The organism is Streptomyces sp. NBC_00659, from assembly GCF_036226925.1.
Lineage (GTDB): Bacteria > Actinomycetota > Actinomycetes > Streptomycetales > Streptomycetaceae > Streptomyces.
The window spans coordinates 9,218,994-9,242,127 of the sequence record NZ_CP109031.1; the positions used below are offsets into that span (position 1 = coordinate 9,218,994).

At 67.4% G+C, this 23,134-nt stretch carries 24 protein-coding genes and 5 pseudogenes; 18 read left to right on the forward strand and 11 right to left on the reverse strand.

Annotation, left to right across the window (positions count from 1 at the left end; translation table 11 throughout):
• Positions 1-23: 23 nt before the first annotated feature.
• The gene (locus OG410_RS40470) at positions 24-734 is read left to right on the forward strand and encodes a DUF6193 family natural product biosynthesis protein (protein ID WP_329303737.1); all 711 of its coding nucleotides are present in this window, start codon (positions 24-26) and stop codon (positions 732-734) included.
• 510 nt (positions 735-1,244) lie between these two features.
• Here OG410_RS40470 and OG410_RS40475 read toward each other — a convergent pair.
• Positions 1,245-1,844 (reverse strand): hypothetical protein, encoded by a 600-nt coding sequence (locus OG410_RS40475; RefSeq protein WP_329303738.1) that lies wholly within the window; start codon positions 1,842-1,844, stop codon positions 1,245-1,247.
• Positions 1,845-2,030: 186 nt separating this feature from the next.
• Here OG410_RS40475 and OG410_RS40480 point away from each other — a divergent pair, with 186 nt between their 5' ends.
• Positions 2,031-2,318, forward strand: coding sequence for a hypothetical protein (locus tag OG410_RS40480; protein WP_329303739.1), 288 nt, complete (start codon positions 2,031-2,033; stop codon positions 2,316-2,318).
• A gap of 15 nt (positions 2,319-2,333) precedes the next feature.
• On the opposite strand, the pseudogene OG410_RS40485 reads toward OG410_RS40480, so the two are convergent.
• The 3 genes and pseudogenes from OG410_RS40485 to OG410_RS40495 all read right to left on the reverse strand — a co-directional run bounded on the left by OG410_RS40485 (position 2,334) and on the right by OG410_RS40495 (position 4,565).
• Positions 2,334-3,192 (reverse strand): annotated as a pseudogene (locus OG410_RS40485) (IS5 family transposase).
• A 22-nt stretch (positions 3,193-3,214) separates the two neighbouring features.
• Entirely contained in the window at positions 3,215-3,463 is a 249-nt protein-coding gene (locus tag OG410_RS40490) for a hypothetical protein (protein WP_329303740.1), read from the reverse strand.
• A 349-nt stretch (positions 3,464-3,812) separates the two neighbouring features.
• Positions 3,813-4,565, reverse strand: coding sequence for a hypothetical protein (locus OG410_RS40495; RefSeq protein ID WP_329303741.1), 753 nt, complete (start codon positions 4,563-4,565; stop codon positions 3,813-3,815).
• Between the two features lie 199 nt (positions 4,566-4,764).
• Between OG410_RS40495 and OG410_RS40500 the strand changes: the two genes are divergently transcribed.
• Positions 4,765-5,202 (forward strand): SMI1/KNR4 family protein, encoded by a 438-nt coding sequence (locus OG410_RS40500; protein ID WP_329303742.1) that lies wholly within the window; start codon positions 4,765-4,767, stop codon positions 5,200-5,202.
• A gap of 173 nt (positions 5,203-5,375) precedes the next feature.
• Here the strand turns inward: OG410_RS40500 and OG410_RS40505 are convergent, their stop codons facing one another.
• Complete coding sequence (locus OG410_RS40505; RefSeq protein ID WP_329303743.1) at positions 5,376-5,741, reverse strand: signal peptidase I; 366 nt, start codon at positions 5,739-5,741, stop codon at positions 5,376-5,378.
• A gap of 524 nt (positions 5,742-6,265) precedes the next feature.
• On the opposite strand from OG410_RS40505, the gene OG410_RS40510 reads away from it, so the two are divergent.
• Positions 6,266-6,490, forward strand: a complete 225-nt coding sequence (locus OG410_RS40510; protein ID WP_329303744.1) for a DUF7489 domain-containing protein — start codon at positions 6,266-6,268, stop codon at positions 6,488-6,490.
• Positions 6,491-6,715: 225 nt separating this feature from the next.
• Positions 6,716-7,130: pseudogene (locus OG410_RS40515) on the forward strand (IS5 family transposase); the annotation flags it as partial.
• Between the two features lie 9 nt (positions 7,131-7,139).
• Here the strand turns inward: OG410_RS40515 and OG410_RS40520 are convergent.
• Entirely contained in the window at positions 7,140-8,129 is a 990-nt protein-coding gene (locus tag OG410_RS40520; RefSeq protein ID WP_329303745.1) for a CehA/McbA family metallohydrolase, read from the reverse strand.
• 450 nt (positions 8,130-8,579) lie between these two features.
• Between OG410_RS40520 and OG410_RS40525 the strand changes: the two are divergent.
• Positions 8,580-9,156 (forward strand): annotated as a pseudogene (locus OG410_RS40525) (IS110 family transposase).
• Between the two features lie 578 nt (positions 9,157-9,734).
• Here OG410_RS40525 and OG410_RS40530 read toward each other — a convergent pair.
• On the reverse strand, positions 9,735-10,493 hold the full coding sequence (locus OG410_RS40530) for a class I SAM-dependent methyltransferase (protein WP_329303746.1): 759 nt from the start codon (positions 10,491-10,493) through the stop codon (positions 9,735-9,737).
• Positions 10,494-10,750: 257 nt separating this feature from the next.
• On the opposite strand from OG410_RS40530, the gene OG410_RS40535 reads away from it, so the two are divergent.
• Positions 10,751-11,806 carry a protein kinase family protein gene (locus tag OG410_RS40535; protein WP_329303747.1) on the forward strand — a complete coding sequence of 352 codons (1,056 nt, stop codon included), beginning with the start codon at positions 10,751-10,753 and terminating at the stop codon, positions 11,804-11,806.
• A gap of 14 nt (positions 11,807-11,820) precedes the next feature.
• On the opposite strand, the gene OG410_RS40540 is transcribed toward OG410_RS40535, so the two are convergent.
• Positions 11,821-12,273, reverse strand: coding sequence for a hypothetical protein (locus OG410_RS40540; protein ID WP_329303748.1), 453 nt, complete (start codon positions 12,271-12,273; stop codon positions 11,821-11,823).
• A gap of 144 nt (positions 12,274-12,417) precedes the next feature.
• The gene (locus OG410_RS40545) at positions 12,418-12,822 is read right to left on the reverse strand and encodes a type II toxin-antitoxin system PemK/MazF family toxin (protein ID WP_329303749.1); all 405 of its coding nucleotides are present in this window, start codon (positions 12,820-12,822) and stop codon (positions 12,418-12,420) included.
• Between the two features lie 165 nt (positions 12,823-12,987).
• Here OG410_RS40545 and OG410_RS40550 point away from each other — a divergent pair.
• The 5 genes and pseudogenes from OG410_RS40550 to OG410_RS40570 all read left to right on the forward strand — a co-directional run.
• Positions 12,988-14,227 (forward strand): annotated as a pseudogene (locus tag OG410_RS40550) (IS701 family transposase).
• A 480-nt stretch (positions 14,228-14,707) separates the two neighbouring features.
• Complete coding sequence (locus tag OG410_RS40555) at positions 14,708-15,586, forward strand: CPBP family intramembrane glutamic endopeptidase (RefSeq protein WP_329303750.1); 879 nt, start codon at positions 14,708-14,710, stop codon at positions 15,584-15,586.
• A 28-nt stretch (positions 15,587-15,614) separates the two neighbouring features.
• The gene (locus OG410_RS40560) at positions 15,615-16,844 is read left to right on the forward strand and encodes a sensor histidine kinase (protein WP_329303751.1); all 1,230 of its coding nucleotides are present in this window, start codon (positions 15,615-15,617) and stop codon (positions 16,842-16,844) included.
• A 4-nt stretch (positions 16,845-16,848) separates the two neighbouring features.
• Positions 16,849-17,541: a response regulator transcription factor gene (locus OG410_RS40565; protein WP_329303752.1), complete on the forward strand. Its 693-nt coding sequence runs from the start codon at positions 16,849-16,851 to the stop codon at positions 17,539-17,541.
• Positions 17,542-17,563: 22 nt separating this feature from the next.
• Positions 17,564-17,662, forward strand: a pseudogene (locus OG410_RS40570) (DUF4291 domain-containing protein); the annotation flags it as partial.
• 503 nt (positions 17,663-18,165) lie between these two features.
• Here the strand turns inward: OG410_RS40570 and OG410_RS42760 are convergent.
• Positions 18,166-18,828 (reverse strand): DUF4291 domain-containing protein, encoded by a 663-nt coding sequence (locus OG410_RS42760; protein WP_443063940.1) that lies wholly within the window; start codon positions 18,826-18,828, stop codon positions 18,166-18,168.
• Between OG410_RS42760 and OG410_RS40580 the strand changes: the two genes are divergently transcribed.
• From OG410_RS40580 to OG410_RS40595, 4 genes are all read left to right on the forward strand, one after another.
• Positions 18,724-19,176, forward strand: coding sequence for a hypothetical protein (locus OG410_RS40580; RefSeq protein WP_329303753.1), 453 nt, complete (start codon positions 18,724-18,726; stop codon positions 19,174-19,176). The two genes, OG410_RS42760 and OG410_RS40580, sit on opposite strands and share 105 nt — an antisense overlap.
• Positions 19,177-19,243: 67 nt before the next feature.
• Positions 19,244-19,549, forward strand: coding sequence for a DUF1905 domain-containing protein (locus tag OG410_RS40585; protein ID WP_329303754.1), 306 nt, complete (start codon positions 19,244-19,246; stop codon positions 19,547-19,549).
• 162 nt (positions 19,550-19,711) lie between these two features.
• Positions 19,712-20,485, forward strand: a complete 774-nt coding sequence (locus OG410_RS40590; RefSeq protein WP_329303755.1) for a hypothetical protein — start codon at positions 19,712-19,714, stop codon at positions 20,483-20,485.
• 123 nt (positions 20,486-20,608) lie between these two features.
• Complete coding sequence (locus OG410_RS40595) at positions 20,609-21,202, forward strand: DUF4291 domain-containing protein (RefSeq protein ID WP_329303756.1); 594 nt, start codon at positions 20,609-20,611, stop codon at positions 21,200-21,202.
• A 370-nt stretch (positions 21,203-21,572) separates the two neighbouring features.
• Here the strand turns inward: OG410_RS40595 and OG410_RS40600 are convergent, their stop codons facing one another.
• Positions 21,573-21,989: a hypothetical protein gene (locus OG410_RS40600; RefSeq protein ID WP_329303757.1), complete on the reverse strand. Its 417-nt coding sequence runs from the start codon at positions 21,987-21,989 to the stop codon at positions 21,573-21,575.
• A gap of 317 nt (positions 21,990-22,306) precedes the next feature.
• Between OG410_RS40600 and OG410_RS40605 the strand changes: the two genes are divergently transcribed.
• The gene (locus OG410_RS40605) at positions 22,307-22,864 is read left to right on the forward strand and encodes a TetR/AcrR family transcriptional regulator (RefSeq protein WP_329303758.1); all 558 of its coding nucleotides are present in this window, start codon (positions 22,307-22,309) and stop codon (positions 22,862-22,864) included.
• Entirely contained in the window at positions 22,861-23,124 is a 264-nt protein-coding gene (locus OG410_RS40610; protein ID WP_329303759.1) for a hypothetical protein, read from the forward strand. Before OG410_RS40605 ends, OG410_RS40610 begins: the two co-directional genes overlap by 4 nt.
• The last annotated feature ends 10 nt before the right edge of the window (positions 23,125-23,134 follow it).

The window sequence follows — 23,134 nt, forward strand, 5'->3', positions numbered from 1 at the left end:
GGTGATTCGGCCACACTGGTGCGATGAACTTCGGGGCGGGGCTTGGCGAGGGTGGCTGGGACGATGACGGAGCCCTCCGGGCTGCGCTAGGGCGTACGGCTGAAGGGCTCGGGCTTGCCCTGCCCGAGTCGGACGGGAAGTGGAGTCGCCTCGCAGAGTACGTCGACGCGAGGAGCGGTCGGCGCGTGATGGTGTATCCGCCCGGCGAGAGGCGTCGGACTTTCCAGGTGATTCTCAAGGACAACGGCACACCCTTGGCCTGTGGGTGGACCGTAGACCTGGCCGAAGTGGTCAGGGCGACGGCTGCGTGGACGGGCGGCGTGGGCCTCGAGGAGACCAAAGCGCGCGCCCCGTTCGTCCGGTTCAGGCCCTGGGCCCTCGTCCACGAGCGGGAGCCGTTCGGTGTGGTCGAGTTGACGTGGTGCGCCATGCTCGACCGCATCCACATGCCGCCGTACGACCGGCACCCGCGCCCCCACGCGGTGCTGGCGGCGGCGTACGCCCAGCCGGTGCTCCGCCAGTTGATGCCGGTCAACAGTCACTTCAACCTCTGGTTCTCCCCCAGGGTCGAGGAGTTCTGGAAGACGCGGGTCGGATACATCATCTGCCCGTACGACGAGGGGCTGTATGGGGTGCGGAACAAAGGCAGGCTGGTCGCGCGCACCGAGACGCCGGAGGAAGCCGTCGCTTTCGTGGTGGCCGCCCTCCCGAAGGGGCTCGGGCCGGCGAGCTGAGGCTAAAGGACCGCGGGCAGCGCGCGGGGGCTTTTGCAGCACGGGAAGTCGGGACCACCGCCCTGACATGCTGAGGGCAAGATCCTTAAGACACGCCCTAACCGCTGCAGACTCCGGGCACACGGCCTGCCAGCTCCCGACCAGGCGACGGACCGTCGGCCCGAGGCACTCCAGTAGGCTGCGTCGGCCATGGATACGCATTCCTCGATGCCTGGTGGACACACACCTTGCGGACGGACCAACCCTCACGACCGCCTGCGAGATCTTCGAGGCCTGTGCGACGGCGACTGCTTCGGTGGCGCCGTAGCTCGCCCGCTGGGACACGGAGGCGGCGGCGGGTGAGACGGCCCGCCGGCACCTGGTCACCTGCGCGCAGCAATGGTGCGAGGAGCTGGAGACCGGCGATCCGCCGTTCTGGTGGTGGGACGGGGAGGAGGCCGCGGCGGCCTGGCGCGAGGTGACCGCCTGGCTCGGTGGGCGCAGTTGACCACGAAGGCCGCCGCGCACCGGTCAGTCGCCGTCGTAGCCCGAGTCCGTGTCGGCGCTGTAGCCGGAGTCGCTCCAGTCGGTTCCACCGGTCGTGCCGGGGGGACCGGCGGCGGACCCGGACTCCGCGGGGCTGGACAGGAAGACACCGGAGATCAGTCCGGCGACGCAGGCCAGCGTGAGGGCAACGGCCGGGAGGAGTACGGCGGAGTACAGCGAGCCGTCCGGGTTCACGTCGAGAAACATGAGCAGCGCCAGGCCCGGGCAGAGGAAGAAGATCGACGGAACGCAGACGATGGTCAGCGCCAGGCTCTCGTGGAGAGCGGAGAAGCCGGAGGCGTCCTCCGGCGAGGCCGTCCGGCCGGGCAGCCCGACCGGGAACAGAGCGACCGCCTGGCATGCCAGGCACGCGAGCTGGACCGTCAGGTAGTCCGCGAAGGTGAACGGACGTGTCCAGTGGTAGACCGTCGAGGCGATCGCGCAGGCCAGGGTGGACAGGTTCCCCAGGATCACCCACTTCGCACGGGACCGTACGAGATGTGAGACCGCGTCGAGCATGTCGTCCCAGTAGTACCACTCGGTGATCCGCAGCACTCTGGGGTTGTTCCTGGCCCTGTCGAACATGCGAAGTCCCCCTGTAAGCCGGTACCGCCCCTGATGTGCATCATGCCCACGACAGGACGTCCGTAAAGGAGAAGAGACGGGCGGCGGACCGTGGAGGAGAAGGATGCGCGGCGGAGAGGTGTCCCGTCTTCCCGGCCCGATTAGCACACTCGCCACCGCCGCCCCGCAGAGGCCCACCGTGCGGGCGTGGCCGAGGCGTTCGTGGAGCAGGAGGAGGCAGAGGAGGACGGGGATGGCCGGGTAGAGGGAGACGAGGACGACCGCCACGGTGAGGAGTTGTTCGCGGGTGGCGAGGAGGTAGCAGATCAGGTCGAGTGCGGCGCCCGCGCCGGAGAGGGTCGCGCCGGCGAGGAGGCGGGGCGGCATCCGGTGGACCGGGGGACTGGACACGGCGAGCGGGAGGACGGTCAGGAGCGCGGCGGCCCGGCCCGCCGCCACCGCCCAGAGGCCGCTCGACGCGCCGGCCTGGGCTAGGCCGCTTCTTCTGGATCACCCTGCTGACCAGATGAAGATGGCTGCGACGTGGAGTGCGGCGAGGTAGATGGTGGCGGTTTTGTCGTAGCGGGTAGCCAGGCCGCGCCATTGCTTGATCTTGTTGATGCATCGCTCGACGGTGTTTCGCTGCTTGTAGGAGGCGCGGTCGAAGGCCGGAGGCCGTCCGCCGCGGTTGCCGAGCCGCTTGTGGTTCGCGGCTTGGTCGGCTGGCTGCGGGATCACCGCCCGGATCCCGCGGCGACGCAGATGGGTGCGGATCGCGCGGGACGAGTACGCCTTGTCGGCCAGGATCACGTCCGGTGTCGTTCGTGGTCTGCCGAGTGGTCTGGGCACCCGGATGCCAGCCATGACGTGCTCAAACGCGGGTGCGTCACCGGACTGGCCCGGGGTGAGGACGAAAGCCAAGGGCCGGCAGCGGCTGTCGGCGGCGAGGTGGATCTTGGTGGTCAGGCCGCCGCGCGAGCGTCCGAGGGCATGGTGGTCAGGCTCGCCGGCCGGGGCCCCTTTTGGCGGGCCCAGGCCGCGTGCTGGTGGGCGCGGACGACGGTGGAGTCGACGGCGACGACCCAGTCGAGGTCGCCGTCAGTGTCGGCCTGGGCGAGCAGGGTGGTGAACACCTTCTCCCAGGTTCCGTCGGCGGCCCACTTCCGCAGCCGGTTGTAGACGCCCTTCCACGAACCGAAGCGTTTGGGAAGGTCTATCCACGGGCTCCCGGTGCGGTACTTGAATGCGATCGCGTCGATCACCTGCCGGTGATCACGACACCGCCCACCCCCCGAGGTGTCCGGTCCGGTAGCAACGGCTCGATGCGTGCCCACTGGGCGTCAGTCAACGACACACCCGGACCAACGATCAGACGATCGGAAGGCTACTGCTCAACTGCCTTGGCGCTGTTCACGCTCTCGAAGCCGTCGCACATGCCTGGCGTACTGCCCGGCCCGCGACCTCTGAGCGCGATCGATCGAAAGCACTTGGGGATCCGCCGCGCGCTCGTACAACTCGACTTCGAAGGGGTCCGCGTCCACCTCGACAAGCCGTGCCAGCGCGTCCCGATCCTGCTCAGCCGTCGGACGCACGCGAACCTCGTCCCTCCGCACCTGACCGCTCGCTTCGGCTTCGTCCACCTCGCCAATATATGTGCGGGCAGGCGGCGAACGGGCTCCTCCGAACCAAGATCCGAAAGAGACGGCCTAGTCGAAGCCGGCGGGTCGCCGCCCTTGCTGCCGCGAGCGATTCGGTCGGCCGACTCGTTCTTCGGCTCCGCCTCTGGTCCGTCACCACGGAGGCGACGGACCAGACGGCGGAGCCCACGACGACATAAGTCGCGTGGAGCCGACGTGACTTCGGTGTGACGCCACCGGTGCACTGCAGTCCCTCGGCACTACGATCTCTGGCGGTCGCAGCGACCTTCCTGCTGCTGATATGCCGACCTCGGCATACGGACGGTGGGGGCCCGGCCGCCGGGCGGTGACATCAAGAACCGATCGTGTCCGGGTCCTCGGTGGTGTCCGCAAGCAGTCGGGCCATCAAGGCTTGGCCTTCCTGCCTCACCAGATCATCGGGGCCGTAGGAGCGCTTCGGCCAGTACGCCCGCCCGTCAATCCACGGGACGCCCATCGGCAATCCGTCCGTTCGGCCACGGAGTTCGAGCTCGCCGACGGGCTCCACAGGCAGGTCGGCCGGGAGCTTGCCCGCCCCCAGGAACCGACGCCAGGTTTGAGGCAGGGGCCTGAGTTCCAGCACCCCATCGGGTCGGACGTCGTCGCCCCCGGCGGCCGGAAACAGCACCAGCAGGGCGACCCCGCCCCAGGGCGGGTCGTACAGCAGGGCATACCGCTTGGGCACGGGGCCGGGCGCGCAGGCGGCATGGGCCAAGGTCCTGGCCGTCGCCCCACCGGATCCACGGAGTTGGTAGGCCCCGAAAAGCGCCATGCCGACCGATACCACGAGCGGGAACCAGGCATCGGGCAGTATCGACGGGCCGCCCAGCCAGCAGATCGCCAGCAGAAGGAGCGTGAAGACCAGCGCCGTGGCCAGGGTGGACACACCTGAGATGATCCGCAGCGTCCGCACCCGCCACCACCGCACCCTGCGAATGTCCGCCTTGCGATGGCTGCGTGCCGTGGGCCTGGTCAGCGCCGCCTGGCGCCGCGCCTCGGCCATCAGCATCGCGTACGTGGGTGCGCCGGATCTCGGCGTCGTGCTTGCTCCATCGTCGTGCGACATCGGGCCCCTCTCCTCCGCGGGCATCCCCCGCGCCCCAAATGGCTGTAACGGGCACCGACTTTAGGCCCTCAAAGGTTTCGCAGGCGCACCGGGCCCGGCTCGGAGGACGAGCACCTCACGCTCCGCGGCGGGCAGTTCGCCAAGTGCGTGATGTCAGCGCCGAAATCGCTGAACTCGCCCGCGACGTAGGCTTTGGACCATGTGGAGAGAGACGGCGGCGCAGAGCTTTCCCGGTGTGGGCCTGCGGGAGGCGGTTCAGGAGTCCGCTCTCGCCGAGGCGCAGGAGCGGCTCGGGCGGACACTGCCGGCCGAACTGCGGGCGCTGCTCCTCGAAAGCGACGGGGTGACCGGACACACCGACACGGACGCTGTCTGGCCGCTGGACCGGATCGTCGAGCAGAACCTTCTCTTCTGGTCGGATGAAACGTTCGCCCAGCTGTACATGCCCTTCGACGCTCTGCTCTTCTTCGGGGACAACGGGGGCGGCGACCAGTTCGCCTTCGTGCAAAGGCCCGACCGTCCCGACATCTTCGTCTGGGAGCACGAGAGCGACAGCCGCCGCTGGGTCGCCGGCGGCCTGCGGGACTACCTCGGCCGCGCGCTGAGCACCGGCGGAGACGACTGGTATCGGTCCTGACATCCGCCACTTCCTCAGAAGGCCCCATAGCCATCGAGGTGGCCTATCGTGCGTGCCTGTTTCGCGAGAGGGTGTCGGGCCCGAGCGGGAACAGAGAACCAGCGCCTGCGGTGCTCGGGTTGGGCTGACAGGGAGGAAGACCGATGGGGGACTTGTTCAGCGGCGGAATCGCCCTAATCGGTCGCCTTGTAGCCAGGGAGTGAGGGCCACCGGACGGTCAGAACCACGGACTCTTCCTCCGCGAACCAGGAGTGGTCAACGCCCCGGCCCCACACGACGTAGTCCCCCTGCTGGGCCAAGAGAACGCTGCGTCCGGGCAGTTCCACCCGGAAGCGCCCGCTGATGAGGACCAGCAGGGCGGTGCGCCCTTCGCCCGTCACCCACTGAGCCCGCTCATCGCCCTGCGGGTGGACGCCCCATTTGATCTCCACCGCCTCGCTGTGCCGAGGATCGGAGACGTCCTTGAAGTGCCCCAGCAGCCACCCCCGGTCCAGTGCCGCATCCCTGCCGGCATTGCCCACATACACGCTGTCGTTCATGGCTCGGAAGGTAGCAGCCGACCACGTCGGCCCTCACAGGAGCAACTACAGCCACTTTCGCATCAATCCTGGCGCCCTGCCCGCTGCGCCTACGGGAGGGTCGCTGGACTGGGGCTGGTGTCCGGTCGAGGGTGGCAAGAGTTCGCGGTTCTGTTGCCCGGTGTAGCCGATCACGGCTGCGCCATAGTTGCGGTGCGGTTCGGCGGGGTGGTCGAGCTTGATCCACAATGCGTTCCTGCCCGTGACCGGATCGACCTGGACCAGCGGGCACTGTGCAGCATCCGCACCCCGGGGCGGGTGCGCGCAGAGAGTTCCGCATCGCGCGCAGGTATGGGCAAGTCCTCGTGGGAGGGCATGCAGCCGTTGGCCATGGCCGGCCTGCCGTGTATGCCGGTTCAGTTCCTGAAGGGTGTCGTCGTTGCGCTGCTCAGGACATTTGTGGGGCTCCTTGTGTGACACCTGTACTGCGGTATTTGTGCCTCTTGACACTGCACCACGCCTGTCGACCTCCGTAGGCTTACGGCATGTTCACATCTCACCGACCAGGACCGGACGACGCTTGGGAAGGCATCGTTGAGGACAAGTCGCGGGGCATGCTCGACGGCGCGAACATGTACCACTTCGTCAAGGTGAGGCGTGTGGACGGCCAGTTCATGAAGGTGCGCATCGACCGTCGGCTGTGGAAGTCGATCGGGGTCGGCGATCGCATCGTGAAGGAGCCGGGAAGCGGCCCGGTCAAGGTCGCTTAACCCCGCGAGGCCGGCAGCGAGTACGAACTTGCCCCTGAAGGAGGTGACTTCGGGCGCCGGATCGCCGGCACCGACGTTTTTTTGAGGATGCCTGCGAGGGTGACGATCGCCGATTGCTTGCTCTCGGCTGACGTGTCGCGTCGCGTCCCCAGAAGAGGGCGATGGTGTGGCGGATCCGGGTAGTGATGTTCGGGGCGCTGTCACTGAGGGCGCGGTGCGCAAGCGCGCCACCTGATAGTCGACCTGCACGGAACCCCGCTCGCCGTCACCCTCACCGGCGGCAACCGCCACGACGTCACCCAGCTCCTGCCGTTGCTCGACGCGGTCCCGCCGATCCGGGGGGCTGCGAGGACGGCCTCGCCGCAAGCCGCGGCATCTGTATGCCGACCGGGGCTACGACTTCGACAAGTACCGTCGCCTGCTGTGGAAGCGCGGCATCAAACCGATGATCGCCCGACGTGGCGTGGCCCACGGCTCGGGGCTCGGCAAGGTCCGTTGGGTGGTGGAGCGGGCCTTCGCTTGGCTGCACCAGTTCAAACGGCTCCGGATCCGCTACGAACGACGCGCCGACCTCCATCAGGGCCTGCTCGAACTGGCCTGCAGCCTCATCTGCCTCCGTCGCCTGCGCACCGTACGGTGAAACGAGCGGTCAGGTGAGGACGATCGGATTGGTGAGTGCGGCGACGTGCCCGTTGGGATGGCGGACCTCGATGCGGACGAACGCTGAGTCCTCCGCCGTCGTGTCCCACTGCACCACACCTGCCCCGTCGCCGGGGAGAGACGCCCGGTGAACCTTCCCTCGATCGGTGTGGAAGCTGACGGTCCCCACCGGCACACCTCGTACTGCCGCCTGCACTTCGACCTGCCCACCATGAGTTGTGAGCTGTTCTCCCACCCCGGCAGCGCGACCATCGGCATTGGCGGTGAACGACACGTCCACGTCCGCCGACTCGGCGATCCAGCTGCGGCCAGCACGGATTCCGGCCAGGACCGCCTCGGTGCTCAGCTCCTCGGCGAAGACCACGGTGTGAGGGATGCCGATCTGCCCCTCCAAGTGGGTGTCGCTGTTGCCCATCGCCGGCCGCCACGAGCCCGTGTGGATGTCCGCTGCGAGGCTCCGCCCCCACTCCGCCAGGGCGGTCTCGTTGTCAGCGTTCCAGGGTCGGTCCGAAGTCCACAGCCCGTTCCAGACCTCCACCACGTCGAAGCCCCGGAAGGGGAACATGAAGTCGCCCGACGGATAGGGCGCATGCGGGTGTGCGGCCACGCACAGGCCCCCCACTCGATGGACCTGATCCAGGCACTGATCGATCAGCCCGTCCCTGACCTGGTGGTTCCAGTCGACGACCTCGCCGGGGTTGATGCCGAGCGCGAGCCAGTGCCCGGTCTTCGTGGTCACTTCCTCACCGAGAACGATCAAGAAGTCATCGGCAGCCAGATGCCCCCATGCACCGGGTTCCGCAGCTGAGTTGTGCTCCGTTGTCGCCATGAAGTCGAGCCCGGCAGCGCGCGCCCGAACGGCCAACTCTTCAGGAGTGAGTTCCCCGTCCGAGTCGACGGAGTGGACATGGCAATCCCCGCGGTACCAGGCCGCCCCACGTCCGACCGCCCGCGCCGGCGGGAAACTCAAAATCGACAAGGTTCTCCCCTCCCAAAGTACTGTCGAGCCAACGCGCAAGCAGAGCTACCGGTTCCGTCGCGTGACTGAGCGCCGTCTCAGCCGAGAGGTCAGATCAAGATCTCATTCTGAAACGATCAGTTAGTGATCAAGTGGTTTGGCAATGTCAGTGAGAACTGACAACGCTCAGGGCCTGACGGTTCCGCAGCACTGTGGGTGTTCTGAGGTGACCTTGGTGGCGTGAGGTGTCCTACCTTCTAGGCGGGTTGATCGGGCCATTCGTAGGGTCCTGTCGCCTGGGGGTTCTGGGAGGGGCTACTGAGGTGTCGCCGCTCGTGGCTGAACAGACTTGGCCGCCTGGGACCCCACCGACGACCGGGCCGCTCATTGAGAGTTGCGAGTAGATCGCTGAGTAGGACAACGCCGGTGAGGTCGTCTGTAGAGAATCAGTACGACTGACTCGGGATGAAGATGAATCGCATCTGGGCCGGCATCGACGCTGGCAAGGGCCACCACCACTGCTTCGTCATCGACGGGGAGGGCACCAAGCTGTTATCGAGGCGGGTGGCCAATGACGAGCCTGACCTCTTGCTGCTGATCACCGATGTTCTCGCCCTGGGCGACGAGGTGATCTGGGCCATCGACCTTGCCGATGGCGGGGCCGCTCTCGTCATCGCTCTCCTGCTCAACCACGACCAGGAGGTGCTCTACATCCCCGGCCGGACCGTGAACCGGGCCACGGCCGGCTACCGCGGCGAAGGCAAGACCGATGGCACCGGCTCCCAGGGACTCAGGCAAGGTCAGCGGTAACCGACACCGGCCGAAGCGATATCGCCGACGTCTGCAACGGGCCCTGTTCCTTGCCGCCATGAGCAGCATCACTTGCTGCTCGGAATCACGCTGGTACTACGACCGCAAACGGGCCGAGGGCAAGAGGCACTCGCAAGCAGTCCTGGCGCTGGCCTGGCGACGAGTTAACGTCCTGTGGCCACTTCTCCGAGACCAGCGGCCCTACGAACTCATGCCACCGGCAGCAACCGCCCAATAGGGCTACTCGCCGATCGCAAACCTGATCGACCAAAGCAGACTTCTCAGGGAGGATCCCATCAGCATTGACCCATGGCGCTGAGGAGATCCCTGTGATCACACAAGGAGTACAGGTCACAGGCCGGTGCAGTGCCTGCGGAGGTACGACGACCTGCGATGTCGGCCAGTTCTTCGACCGCGGCATGCTCTGTTGGGGCACCGAAGGGCGATGCGTGGACTGCCCGAATGGGTGGTGCGAGGAAGACAGCGGCCCCGTCACGCCCGAGAACATTCGACAGCCTCTGCTGCAAGTGCACGGGCCAGCGCGGCTTCTCCTGTCTGGAGACGTACCGAGCCTTGTTCCCGTGCTGCAGGCCCTCCGGAGTGCACGGGAACTGTCCCTGGGCGAAGCACGAGCGCAGGCAACGGAGCTCGCCGAAGCCGGTCTTATCGGCACGCTCGTCGAGATGGAGGTCCTGGCGGTTCACCTTCGGAGACGAGCTATCGCGGTGAGCGTTGAACCAGCGGCGTAGCCCCGTCTGGACAGCACCCGCGCGGCTTGACAACGGCATTGAGAAGTCTGTGGGCGCTGGGTTCCGTTCAGCTGTGGGTGGTGGCTGATCGCACGACGGTCAGGCCGCACAGGTATGGCTCGTCGAGTTCGCCTTCGGGGAAGGTCCGAGCCAGTGCGGTGCGGTTCATGTCGAGGAGTTCGGCCCGCTCGATGGGGTCCATGACCGTGAAGTGCGAGTGGGTGGCGAGGTATCTGGTGTGCTCCTCGACGGTGATCTGGCGCGACCACGGGATCTCGCGGGTAGCCACGTGGACCGGGAACGAGGCGAGCAGCTCGGCCACGGTTGCCGGGTAGTTGCGGGTGAAGGGTGCGAGTCGGGCATCCTCCGCTGCGACCCACGGGACGCGGACGTCGGCCTGGTTCCACCACAGGGCCAGCACGCCGTGCGGGCGTAACACACGCAGCGCTTCGGGGACGGAGCGGGCCGGGTCGGTCCAGTGCCAGGCTTGGGCGTAGGTGATCACGTCGAAGCTGCCTGCGGCGAATGGCAGGCAGTTCCCCTCGCCCCGCACCAGCGGGATCTCCGGCTCGGCCGCGCGTAGCTCGGCCGCCATACCGGCGCCCGGCTCCAGGGCGACGACGTGGGCGCCTCGTTCGCGCATCAGCCGAGTGGCGATGCCGGTGCCGGCTCCGCAGTCCAGTACGTCGGCGCAGGCCAGCGGTCGGCCGGCGAGTTCCTCAACGGCGTCGAAGAGGGCCGACGGATAGTCCGGCCGGGTGGCAGCGTACTGAGTGGCAACAGTGTCGAAGGACAGGGCGCGGGCATGGTTCGCGTGAGATGCCATGCCCGTGATCTTTCCGGGTGTTGCCAGAACTCAGCAACACTGCCCTCCGGGAAAACCGGGCGTTCCCCGCTCTGAGCGACAAGTGGTGTCAGCTCCCACGTACAAAACCAAGCCTCAACGGCATCCCGAGGCCCCCAGTCACGCCACATCTCACCGGCTCCGACATGGGAGGGTGACTCTGGCCCCGTCCCGGTGTCTGCTCAAGCCGTTGAACAAGAGGCGGGGCACGGTTGAAGGAGTTAGTGAAGGGCCCTGACATGTCCCGCGGTGCTCGTCTGGCCGCCCATGGCACCGTTTCTACATCGCTGGCGCTGCGCAGTGACCGCAGTCTGCGCGAGTTCGTGGAAGCCGGCGCACCGCTGGGGTCGGGCATCGGCGGGAAAACAGTCCTGCTGGAGGTCGAAGGAACCCGGGTCTTCGTCAAGCAGGTACGGCTGACCGATCTGGAACGACGGCCGGAGCACGTTCACTCCACCGCGAATCTGTTCGGACTCCCGGACTTTTGCCACTACGGCATCGGCACCATCGGTGGCCCGGGGTTCGGGGCCTGGCGGGAGCTGACCGCGCACGCCATGACGACGAACTGGGTGGTCGCGGGAGACTACGAGGGCTTTCCCCTGATGTACCACTGGCGAGTAATACAAGACTCTGGCCAGCCGCTGCCCGAGGAACTGGCCGATGTGGACCGAGCTGTCGCCTACTGGGGAGGCGGATCAGCGGTACGCCGGCGGATCGAAGCTCTCCAGCAGTCCACGGCAAGCCTCGTGCTGTTCCTGGAGTACATCCCGCAGAACCTGCACAACTGGCTGGGCGTCCAGATCGGGGTCGGCGACGAGGCAGCCGGGCGGGCCTGCGCCATGGTCGACGACGAGCTGAAAGCCGGCATCTCGTTCATGAACGCCCGCGGACTTCTGCACTTCGACGCCCACTTCGAGAACATCCTCACCGACGGTCGACAGCTCTTCTTCACCGACTACGGCCTCGCGATCTCCTCACGCTTCGACCTCACACAGGACGAGGCCTACTTCTTCGACCAGCACCGCACCTACGACCGCTGCTACACCGTCACACACCTGGTGAGCTGGCTAGCCGTCGCTCTCTACGGACACAAACCGGAAGAACGCAAAGCGTTCGTGCATGCGTGCGCCCAGGGGGTGCCACCGGAGGGGGTTCCAGCGTCGATCGCGGCGCTCCTTGTCCGTCACGCGCCGGTTGCCGCAGTGATGGGAAACTTCTATCGCGAATTTCAGCAGGAGAGTCGAACAACTCCCCATCCACTGGCAACGATCTGTCGTATAGGGCGAAGTACGTGATCAGCGGCGGCCGGTCACAGGCGGGTGGTGAACCGCCCGTTGGGTAGCCTCCGTAACCAGCTGCGGTCGACGAGTCTGGCCAGCTTCCCGCGCAGCGGTTCCAGCCTGGCCCGCACATTGACGTCCACTCCCAACATCTCGCCGATCTGCCGGGCCATGACCGGTCCAGCGGCCTGCTGCACGCCGGCGAGAATGCGCTGGTAATCCAGCGGAAGTACGCTCTCCTCCACATCCGTTGTGCGGTGTGGGATCAGCATGACCGCCCGTCCACCCACCTGCGCGGGCACCGGCGAGGCCGAGACGCGCTCGTCAGCAATTTGTTCGCTCACCTGCTCAAGGACCCGTTCGGCGACAGCAAGTTCGTCTCGCTCGGCCCTCACCTCCGCCAGCTGCTTGGCCAGCTGTTCTTCGAGTTCGTCCAGTTCCGCGTGCCGCGCGGTGATCCGTTCCAACAGCTCGGGATCCATGCACCGGATCGTAAATGGCTGCCTAAGTAGTCCAGCCGTAGATCGTGATCTTCATGGTGAGGGGAGCCGAGGCGGCAGGTGGCCAGCGTCGATCATCTCGCCCGAGATCGTCCACGCCGTCGCGGGCGTAGGCTCCTTCTTCGTCTACCCGAGTTCACCGAGACGGAGGGCGTCCCTTATCTCGCTGAGCTTCGCGGTCGATGCGGGGGTCCGCTCCCGCGCTTGTTCAGCGAGTCGGAGGGCGTCGTCAATCTCGCTGAGCTTCGCGGAGGACAGGGCGGCCTCCCGCTCTATCAGGTCGTCCCGGGACACAGTGGTCAGCCACGTGCACGGGGTGAAGCCTGGACGCGGGAACGCGAGCCGCAGCACGCCATCGAACGGCAGTCCTTCACCGGCGCCCACCATCACTTCGATGCCCAGACCGCTGATGTCGACGCCCGCTGGAGCGACGACCTGCATCACCCGGATCCCGGACGTTTCCTCTCCCGACAGCAGTACGACCAACCTCCGCTCGTCGAACTGAACCCACCAGACTTCGCCACGTTGCACAAGTCCTCCAGATACAGGACGCAGGCAGACGCTGCGCGACCCTGACGCGCTGTGGAGACGGGTGCGGCCACCGTTGATCATCGACGCGTGAAGACAAACGATCATGCGGTGGCCGCAGGTCACAGCGTAGACCCTGGCCGCTGGCAGGAAGCGTTCGAGGGCCTGATGAGCCGGATAGCGGGACGGTTCACGCGGGTGGAATCCCGGCGCCGGGCCCGGAAGTTGGTACTCGGCCTGCTGTCGGACCTGCCGCGCAAGAACTGCTGGACCATCGCCGAGTGGGCCGGGGACAGAACCCCGGGACGGCATGCAGCACCTGCTCGGGCGGGCCAAGTGGGACGCCGACCAGGTCCCCGACGACGTGCGCGCCTACGTGGTCGAGCATTTGGACGACGACGAGGCAGTCCTGGTCGTCGACGAGACCGGCGACGTGAAGAAGGGCACCGACACTGTCGGTGCCCAGCGGCAGTACACCGGCACCGCGGGCAGGATCGAGAACGCCCAGGTCGCCGTCTATGTGGTCTACGCCGGCCGCCGCGGGCACGCCGCGGTGGACCGGGAACTGTACGTTCCGCGTTCCTGGACCTCCGACCCCGACCGCTGCCGGGCAGCCGGCCTTGGTGACAAGACGGAGTTCGCGACCAAGCCGGAGCTGGCCGCTCGCATGGTCACCCGATTCCTGGACGCCGGCCACCGGGCCGCCTGGGTCGCGGGAGACGAGGTCTACGGCGGCAACCCGAGGCTGCGCGCCGCGCTGGAGGAACGTGGCACCGGCTACGTCCTCGCGGTGGCCTGCTCGCACGAAGTCACCACAGGCTCCGGGAAGTTTCGCGCCGACATGCTGGCCAGGAAGGTGCCCAAGAGGGCCTGGCAGAAGCTGTCCGCAGGGGCCGGAGCCAAAGGCCACCGCTTCTACGACTGGGCCGTCATCGACCTGACCGGTCCCCGGCCCGGCAGCCGCCAATTGCTGATCCGGCGTAACCGCACTACCGGCGAACTCGCCTACTACCGCTGCTATTCGACCGCACCGGTACCGCTTGCCGAGCTGGTGCGAGTCGCTGGATCAAGATGGCGGGTGGAGGAGTTCTTCCAGTCCGGAAAGGGCCTGGCCGCCCTGGACGAGCACCAGGTCCGCCGCTACCCGTCCTGGTCGCGCTGGGTCACCCTTGCCATGCTCGCCCACGCCTTCCTAGCCGTCGTCCGCGCGGACGAACACGCCCGCCACCTCGCACCCGGCACCCTCATACCGCTCACCTGCAACGAGATCCAGCGCCTGTTCATCACCCTCGTCGTCCGGCTGCCCGCACTCGACGCCGCCCACCGGCTCCGCTGGTCCCACTGGCGACGCCGCCACCAAGCACGATCACAGACCAGCCACTATCGGCGACAAGCCGCTCAAGCATGAAGATCACGATCTACGGCTGGAGTACTAGCCCCAGCGAGCAGGAACCAGCGAACTGTCCGGCTCTGTCAGACGATCTACTCCGCAGACAGCCGCCCACGACCAGCGTGAGCACTTCGAGAGCCGGTCACACCAGACCTCTGACCTGCTTCTTCAGGTTGGCGGAGGCTCACTGTGCGGGTAGCTCGGGACAGGGGCGGTACCTGCCGATCGGGCAGGTACCGCCCGATGAAATCCCCTTCATCGCCCTTCAGTTGCACCCGCGTCGTGCAGGATGCGCTACCGGATCCGCTCCATGGCGCGGAACGGTCCGCCGGATCGATCACGACTCGATACCCGCCCTGGATGGGCGGGCGGGGTGGCGCATCCCCTTTGAGAGCTACAGGGATTGTCCATGTGGGGGTGACTCGCGGACGTCGGCGCGTCCCTAGCGTGGTTGTCAGGTCGCCACCGGTGCGACCACCACCACAAGGGGAGGCCACGATGGGTACGACGTCCACCGCACCGCACGACACAGGCTCCGGCCCGGACGAAGACGGCGACGGCTGGGGCGGCCGTTTCGGCCGGATCGTTCGATCTCCACTCGGCTGGATGCTGACAGGCATGGTCGGTGTCGGTCTCGTCTCGGGCCTGACCGCGACGGGCCCCGGTCCGGTGCCGGCGCTGGGAGCGGCTGCCGCGGTGGCGGTGTACTGGGCGGTCATGCGCTTCGTCGCACGACGCCCCACGCCGGAGATCGCCCGGCGTGGGGCCGGCCGGGAGGTGTTGCTCGGCGGCGGGATCGGTCTGGGCTTCATCCTCGTGTCCGCACTCCTGATCACGGCTCTCGGGGGCTACTCGTTCTCCTGGGCGGGCAACGGCTTCGTGTCGGTCGTGTGGTCCGCGGTCATGGTGCAGATTGGCGCCGCGGTCACCGAGGAGCTGCTGTTCCGCGGTCTCGCCCTGCAGGCTCTGGAGCAGTTGTGGGGCAGCCGGGCCGCCGTCGCGATCACCGCGTTGTTCTTCGGCGTCGCCCACCTGGGGGCTCCGGGTGCCAGTGGGCGGAGCCTGGTGGCGATCGCTCTCGAGGCGGGCGTCATGCTCGGTGCCGCGTTCCTGTGGCGGCGTAGCATCTGGTTCGTCGTGGGTCTGCACTTCGCCTGGAACACTGTCGAGCAGCTGCTCGGCGTCCCGGTCTCCGGACACACCCCCGAGGCTCTGTACACCGTCGACGTCCATGGTTCCACCCTGTTGACCGGCGACGGCTTCGGCCTGGAGACGTCGATCGTGCCCATCGTCCTCGGTGTACTGATCACCGTCCCGATGGCCGTCCTCGCCCACCGGAACGGCCGACTGCTGCCCCGGCGGCGGGCCCGGCACTGAGACAGGCCGACTGGAGGAAACGGAAGTGATGTCCCGTCAGGCGCTCTGGAGTCCCCCGCCCCTCCGGGCATTACGTGACTGGTGGAGCGAGCGGGATGCCTCCGTCAAGGACGGCGTCCTCGCTCTGGTGCTCACCCTGCTGGCCTTCGTGCCGACCCTGTCGAACATCGGGGGGCAGATCGGCGACCTGCCCGAGCGGCCGGCGAACGCGCTGGGCATCGGGCTGATCCTGGCCCAGACCCTGCCGGCGGCGGTCCGCCGCCGGTGGCCCGCGGCCTGTCTGGCCGTCACCGCGGGCGCGTTCGCCGTGCACCAGGCGCTGGGTTTCGCGACGACGTTCGGGAGTCTGGGACTGTATCTCGCCCTGTACTCCGCCGGGGCCCATCAGGTCGGCCTCCGCCGCGCCGTGACCGTCGTGGCGAGTGCGGCGTACGCCGTACTGGCCGTCGTCCTGCACCACCTCGGCTCACCACAGGAAATCCCGGACTATCTCGCGTTCTATCTGACTCTGGCCGCGATCTGGCTGGTGGGGAGTGTCGTGCGCATGCGGCGAGGGGAAGAGGTGGAGCGGCGGCGGCTGGCCGCCGAGGTGGCCACGGCCGCCGAGCGGGCACGGATCGCGCGCGAACTGCACGACGTGGTCACCCACCACGTGACGGCCATGGTGGTCCAGTCCGACGCGGCGCAGTTCCTGCTCACGTCGGCGCCGGAACGGGCCGGGGAGGGACTGGCGGCCGTCAGCGACACCGGCCGTCGGGCTCTGACGGAGCTGCGGTACCTGCTCGGTGTGCTGGAGGCGACCGGTGAGTCCGCGGTCGCCGACCCGGCGCGTGCGGACCGGGCCCCGACCCTGGGACGGGTGGTGGACCTGGTCGAACAGGCCCGCAGGTCGGGTCAGTCGGTCGAGTTCAGCGAGCAGGGCGAGCGGCGGGCGCAGTCCGTGGACGTGGAGCTGGCCGCGTACCGGGTGGTGCAGGAGGCGCTCACCAACGCGATGAAGCACGCGGCAGGGCAGACGGCACACGTCATGGTCGGGCACCGCGAGGAGCACGTCGAGATCAAGGTGACGACCGAGGCACCCGCCGCCTCCCCGGCGACCGTACCGGTCCCGCGGAAGCCTGGCCCAGCGGGCGGACGAGGTCTGGCCGGGCTGCGTGCACGGGTGGGGATGCTCGATGGTGAACTGGAGGCCGGACCCCGGCCCGAGGGCGGGTTCGAGGTCCGCGCAACGATTCCGTCCAAGCCCGTTCAGGAGTGACCCCGTGAGCGATGCGCCGCAAACCGTCCGTGTACTCGTCTGCGACGACCAGGCGCTGGTGCGGACCGGCTACGTCACCATCTTCTCCGCGCAGCCCGATCTCGAGGTCGTCGGGGAGGCCGAGAACGGGCACGCGGCAGTGGAAGCCGCACGGCGACTGCGGCCCGACGTGGTGGTGATGGACATCCGGATGCCTCTGCTCGACGGCATCCAGGCGACCCGGCAACTGGCCGGTCCCGATGCCCAGTTCCCGCCGAAGGTGCTGGTCGTCACCACGTTCAACGTCGATGCCTACGTCTACGACGCGCTGCGGGCCGGAGCCAGCGGCTTCCTCCTCAAGGACGCGCCTCCCGCGGAGCTGGTGAACGGGATTCGGACGGTCGCCCGGGGCGAGGCCCTGCTGGCGCCCGCCGTCACCCGCCACCTCATAGGTCACTTCGCCGAGCACCTGCGGCCGGCCGACACCTCCCGGCAGGCCAGGGAAGACCTCGTACGCGCGCTGACCCCCCGCGAGCTCGACGTGCTCCGGCAGATCGCCGAGGGGCTGTCCAACGCGGAGATTGCCACGGCGCTGTTCATCACCCCCGAGACGGTCAAGACCTACGTTTCGCGGATCCTGGCCAAACTCGGCCTGCGCGACCGGGTCCAGGCGGTCGTCCTCGCCTACCGGGTCGGGCTGACCCCAGCGGCCGACTGACTGCGGGCAGCCCCTGTGGCGCCTGCCGTACCGGTCGCTGCAACTCGGCCTCTCCGGTGAGGCCGTACGACGCTACGCGGACGAGTGGACGCTAGCCGGCCGCGACGTCGCCCCGCTCGCCATCTGCCGCAGCATCTTTTGCATATGCCGGTTACTCACCGATCGCCTCCTCACACACGATCAGACAGGTCTCCACATCGGCATGATCATGCCGATCGTGGAGTGAACCGCGGTGAAACGGCGAGAGCGGCACGAATGGGGGACGGACTCCCAGGAATTGGCTTCGCGTCGTATCCCGACAGCGGCCACGACCTGGTGATGGTCGTCTCGTACGAGGGTCACGGCCTCATCGCGAGCGGCGCTTCCGGAGCAGGTCGGTCCGAGTCCGGCCCAGCTCGAAAACGGTCTGTGGGCGATCCTTGGCATGGATCGTCAAGCAGCGTTCGCAGACCTCATCCACGCTGGTGGCGGCGTGACTGTGACGGCTGCCGGTGCGTTGCCCGCCTCGCGGGTGGGACGGACAGCGGCCCTGCGGTGGGAGGTCATCCAGATTGACGTCCGCCCGGCGATCATGTGCTTCCGTGTGGCCCTGGGAGATGCCGGCCTCCCTGTCCGGACCTGCGGTCAGGGGCGCAGATGGGCCAGTAGTTCGTCACCGGCGGCGTACGGCTTTTCCTGGGGGAGGAGTTGGGCGGCCAAGTCAGGATCGCCACGGCTGACGAGCGCGCGTATCTCGCGGGCGAGCGGGGTCACGTCGCTGATGGACACGGTCCACTCGTCCGCGTAGCGTGACGATGTCGTGCCCGAGAGCCCCAGTTGCAGCGAGCGGTACGGCAAGGGACGCAGGTTCAGGTCGCGTTCGGGATCCCACTGGACGCGGGACGGTGCGTGCTTGAGGTCACGCTGCCAGGTACTGCGATCGGGATGCAGCCCGCGAACGTAGCTCGACAGGCAGGCGTGCCGCAACGCCCAGTCGAAGCCGTCGCGATCGATCTCGACGGCAAGAACGGTCTCCTGCCCGGTGCTCGTACCCCAGTTGGAGCGGTACATCATCCACAGGAAGCTGGGTTTGATCCATGTCAAGCCGTGTTCGCAGACCTTTCCCTGGCACGCGTCCGAGAACTTGCCTACTGCTCCAGACCGTTGAGTCCTTGGCGCTTTGCCCCTGGCAGGATGGCCGACATGGAGATCATTCCGGGGCTCGGCGTCAACACGGTCAGTATCGGTGACCGGCGTTCGCAGGTCGAAGAGCGCCTCGGGCCGCCGTATCACGGCCCCGGCGGACAGCGGGCCGTCTACACCACCACTCCTATGCTGGTGATCACCTACGCCGCTGACGAGACGGTCGAACTCGTAGAGATCCACTACAGCGGTGAAGGCGGCCCTGCCGAAGTGCACTACGACGGGGTTCAATTGACCCATCGTTTTCTCGATGACGTCGTCGCGGACCTCCACGCCCTGGGGTACACGAGTACGCCTTCAGACATCGGCCACGACTTCCATGCCGGATTCTCCGTGTGGTCCATGCACTCACTGTGGGCCCGTGACCTCGATCCCGAAGCCGACGAGGACGACGAACGCGCCGTCTCGGAGGCAGTCTCGGTGGCGCCGTACGCCTACTTCGTCGAGGGGTGAGAAGACCGGAGACCTACGCCGGGTCGATCGCGTACCTTGGCCGTCATCGAGGAAGGAGACTGACCTCATGGAGTTTGTCTTCTCCGGTCGAGTGACCGAATGGCGCGGACCGTCGCCGTACTACTTCGTGCGTGTGCCGGACGAGGAGTCCGCCGACATCCGCGAGGTGGCCGCACTGGCCACCTACGGCTGGGGTGTGATCCCGGTCGAGGCTCGGATCGGCGAGGTCGCCTTCCAGACGTCGCTCTTCCCCAAGGACAGCAGCTACCTCCTGCCGCTCAAGATCGCTGTGCGTAAGCCGAGCGGCCTTTCGGCAGGAGACGACGTGACGGTGAGGATGACCATCCGTCTCCACGAACCCCAACCCCGCTAAGGTCCACGGTCACGACGCCAGCGGCCGGTGGGGTCTGTGAACGCGGCTTGGTGATCCATGTCAAGCCGTGCTCACAGACCTTTCGTGAGTCGGCACCACGCATCCCTGGCCGCGCACGAAGCCCGATGCCAGATCTTGAGCGTCCGTCGTAGCCTTTGCCTCGTGACCAGCGAGAATCAGCAGACTGACAATCTGACGCCCGATGAACTGCCTGATCATCAGTCGTTGTTGGACGGCACGGCTTGGGCCTCACTCGGCACCGCGAGAGGGAACGGCGGATTTTTGTCGGCCACGCTGCCTCGCCTCCTCGACGCCGACCCGACGATTCAGATCAGGGCCATCAGCGAACTGGAGCCGGTATGCCATCAGAACAGCTTCTACGAAGCCACGCTCCCCGTAGCGCTGTATGTGGCCGCGATCCTCGCCCACCCCGCAACGGCGACCGTCGGGCCTGGCCGTCGGGCTGACTCGGAAAGAGACTGTCCGGTGAGGGCGGCTCTGCTGGACTGGCTTGGATCACTCGCCTACGACGCCGACGACGAGCGCCTTGCCGTCGTCGAGCGTCACTTCAACAGTGACGACCTCGACGATTATCCAGAAATGCGCGTCTTCCTGGACCACCGCCCCACGTTCTACCGTGCCGTTTCAGCTTTCCTGGGCCACGAAAACACTGCTGTTCGTGAGGCCGCGGTCGTTGCCGCCATCCCCTTGATCGAGCATCCCGCCCTCATTTGTCACAGAGACGAACTCGGACGCCGCGTCCATCGCCTCCTCGCCACCAGTACCAATCGCTACAACCGCAACCGCTGTCTGGACGCACTCAAGAACTGGGGCTACGACATCGCTGCCCTGGAGAGCCCAGCCGACGTTGCAGCACGCGCTCGATATATCCGTGATGTCCGGACCGGCGGCTGCACGGAGGAACCTCCGTCCTGACTCCGGACGCTACTTGGCCCGCACGGGCGACTGCCTGCCGCCCGCGGCCGGCGTGCTCCGTCGCGTTGCGCAACGGTCGAAAATCGGTGGTCAACAGAGTCGGCCGAGCCCACGCTGTACGCCATGGAAGAACCGCACCGCAGGATCCGCGCGCTCCACACGGCGTCCACGATCACCGTCTACCAGGCGTACCGCCCGGAGATCGGCGGACCCGCCGCCCGCAAGGGTCGTTTCCCCGCCGCGTGGAAGCCTGGCCGCATGACGTGGATCAAACCCAGTTTCATGTGGATGATGTACCGCTCCGGCTGGGGCACGAAGGAGGGTCAGGAGACCGTCCTTGCCGTCGAGATCACTCGCGACGGCTTCGACTGGGCGCTGCGCCATGCCTGCCTGTCGAGTTACGTTCGCGGACTGCATCCCGATCGCGGCACCTGGCAGCGTGTCCTCAAGCGCGCACCGGCCCGTGTCCAGTGGGATCCCGAACGCGACCTGAACCTGCGTCCCTTGCCGTACCGCTCGCTGCAACTGGGGCTCTCGGGTGAGGCATCGTCGCGTTACGCGGACGAGTGGATAGTGTCCATCAGCGACGTGACCCCGCTCGCCAACGAGATCCACGCACTCGTCAGGGACGGCGAACTGGACTCAGCCACCCGACTGCTCCCCCAGGAACAGGAGTACCCCGCCAGTGCAGAACTCCTGGCACACCTACATCCCTGACCGGTGATCAGGGCACAACCGGGGGCATCGCTCACGGGTCCCATGGCGGCAAAGGTCTGTGAACGCTGCTTGATGATCCTGTCAAGGCTCGTTCACAGACCTTTGCGTCGACGCCGATACTCGCCGATCCGAAGGCTCTGCCGCTGTCAGTACAAGTACTCGTTCCGCGTTGTGCGGTACGACCACGGCTCGCGGGGGAGAGCCTCCAGGGCCGTGCGCCGACCCTGGTCTCTCGATCACAACTGGGGCGCCGGTGGCAGCGGTTGCCATGGTGCCTCTTCGCTGCCGCCGACCGTGGGAGAGCAGACCGTACGGGATGCAGATCCACGGCGTTGGCCATGCGGGCCATCATGCCGCGTCGGCGCGACGCTCAGGTCGTGTCGCGCTTCGCGGCCGACGGCGAGGGTGGTTGCTCGTCGCGGCTCTCCGAGGTGAAGGCGTCGCGGCGAGCGAGGGTCACCGCCAGAGGCAGACCCAGCCGCTCGGCCGCGCGTCGCCGGACGCTCACCTGCGCTCGGGTCCGGGGCCGGAAGGAGGGGAGCCGCGAGCAGCCGCAGCCAGGGCGGTGATCGTAGGTCAGCCCCTCCGCGAGAACGGTCGCAACGACGGACCATGCCTTCGTGTCGCGTCGCCGGGGCGCGGCGAAGTCGTAGCCGGCGAAGACGAGCTGTCCACGACAGCCAGGACAGATGTGCTTCCGGATCGGCCACGCGCTGCCCTGGAAGGCGAGCCGGCACGCGACGCACACGTAGTGCCGGAAGGCGCCGTTGAACGCGTGGTAGCACATGGTTCGACAGGGTACGCATCGTCCGCGGGTGGGCCCAAGCGAATTCCTGGTGCCCGATCTGGCCAGTCGGCCGCCGGTCAGTCGCTGTAGCGGGCGAGGGGTGTGGACGAGCGAACAGCGGGACAGCCCTTGGTTGCCGCGTCGTGGCCGGTGGCCTCCTGGGCGAAGCAGCCGCAGGACTTCGGAGAGGTCCCAGCGCTGGGCGTAGTCCACGGCCGGGCTTGTCCACCCGTGACTCGCCCCAAGCCAAACAGAGCGGCGAATCTGTATGATGGGCACTACAAGCAGAGCAGCGATTCCTTTTGCTGGAGGGTGCAGTGCCGCGGCTTACCGACGCACGCAAGGAACTTCGACGCACCCAGATCACCGAGGCCGCCGTACGCTGCTTCAGCCGCAACGGCCTGGAGCGGACCTCGATCGCCGACATCACGGCCGAGTCCGGCCTCTCGAACGGCTCGATCTACGCCCACTACCGCAGCAAGGCCGACCTGGTCCAGGCCTCCGCCCACGCGGTGCTCACCAAGCGCGCCGAAGCCCTCGGCGACTACGCCGCGAGCGACACCCCGCCCGGCCCCGACGAACTGCTCGCCCGCCTGATCGCCGCGATCGACCCCGCCGAAGCCCGCGTCGGCGTGCAGACCTGGGCCGAGGCGACCACCAACCCGGCCATCCGCGGCATCGTCGTCGACACGATCGACCGGATGCGCGCCATGGTGCACGACTGCGTCATGGCCCACCTGGTCAAGGTCGAGCACCTCGACCCGGCCGAGGCCCAGGAGCAGGTCATCCCGATCACCGACCGGGTGATGGCGCTCTACCTGGCCGAACTGCTGCACACCGCCTTGCAGTCACCGGCCGAGGAGACAGCGTCATGACCACCTCGACCGCTTCGTTAGCAGCCCGCACCGTTTTCCGGATCGGTCACGGCGCCTTGCAGCTCGAGCGCCTGCACGACCGCCGCAGCGACGCCGTCGCGCTGCTGCGCCGCGCCCCGAACGTGCTGCTCATCCCCGGTACCGCCAACGCCGCCCACCTGGAGGCCAACATCGCGGCCGACGAGATCGCCCTCGACGCCGCGACCCTCGCCACCCTCGACGTCATCGAGTCCCGCTCCAACGAAGTCCCCATCGGCTGACGGGAACCAA

What these genes read in the sequence shown, in the direction of transcription:
- OG410_RS40470 (WP_329303737.1), top strand. Translation starts at nt 24, where the DNA reads ATGAACTTCGGGGCGGGGCTTGGCGAGGGTGGCTGGGACGATGACGGA.
- OG410_RS40475 (WP_329303738.1), bottom strand. Translation starts at nt 1,844, where the DNA reads ATGTTCGACAGGGCCAGGAACAACCCCAGAGTGCTGCGGATCACCGAG.
- OG410_RS40495 (WP_329303741.1), bottom strand. Translation starts at nt 4,565, where the DNA reads ATGTCGCACGACGATGGAGCAAGCACGACGCCGAGATCCGGCGCACCC.
- OG410_RS40500 (WP_329303742.1), top strand. Translation starts at nt 4,765, where the DNA reads ATGTGGAGAGAGACGGCGGCGCAGAGCTTTCCCGGTGTGGGCCTGCGG.
- OG410_RS40505 (WP_329303743.1), bottom strand. Translation starts at nt 5,741, where the DNA reads ATGAACGACAGCGTGTATGTGGGCAATGCCGGCAGGGATGCGGCACTG.
- OG410_RS40510 (WP_329303744.1), top strand. Translation starts at nt 6,266, where the DNA reads ATGTTCACATCTCACCGACCAGGACCGGACGACGCTTGGGAAGGCATC.
- OG410_RS40530 (WP_329303746.1), bottom strand. Translation starts at nt 10,493, where the DNA reads ATGGCATCTCACGCGAACCATGCCCGCGCCCTGTCCTTCGACACTGTT.
- OG410_RS40535 (WP_329303747.1), top strand. Translation starts at nt 10,751, where the DNA reads ATGTCCCGCGGTGCTCGTCTGGCCGCCCATGGCACCGTTTCTACATCG.
- OG410_RS40540 (WP_329303748.1), bottom strand. Translation starts at nt 12,273, where the DNA reads ATGGATCCCGAGCTGTTGGAACGGATCACCGCGCGGCACGCGGAACTG.
- OG410_RS40555 (WP_329303750.1), top strand. Translation starts at nt 14,708, where the DNA reads ATGGGTACGACGTCCACCGCACCGCACGACACAGGCTCCGGCCCGGAC.
- OG410_RS40560 (WP_329303751.1), top strand. Translation starts at nt 15,615, where the DNA reads ATGTCCCGTCAGGCGCTCTGGAGTCCCCCGCCCCTCCGGGCATTACGT.
- OG410_RS40580 (WP_329303753.1), top strand. Translation starts at nt 18,724, where the DNA reads ATGGAGATCATTCCGGGGCTCGGCGTCAACACGGTCAGTATCGGTGAC.
- OG410_RS40585 (WP_329303754.1), top strand. Translation starts at nt 19,244, where the DNA reads ATGGAGTTTGTCTTCTCCGGTCGAGTGACCGAATGGCGCGGACCGTCG.
- OG410_RS40595 (WP_329303756.1), top strand. Translation starts at nt 20,609, where the DNA reads ATGGAAGAACCGCACCGCAGGATCCGCGCGCTCCACACGGCGTCCACG.
- OG410_RS40600 (WP_329303757.1), bottom strand. Translation starts at nt 21,989, where the DNA reads ATGTGCTACCACGCGTTCAACGGCGCCTTCCGGCACTACGTGTGCGTC.
- OG410_RS40610 (WP_329303759.1), top strand. Translation starts at nt 22,861, where the DNA reads ATGACCACCTCGACCGCTTCGTTAGCAGCCCGCACCGTTTTCCGGATC.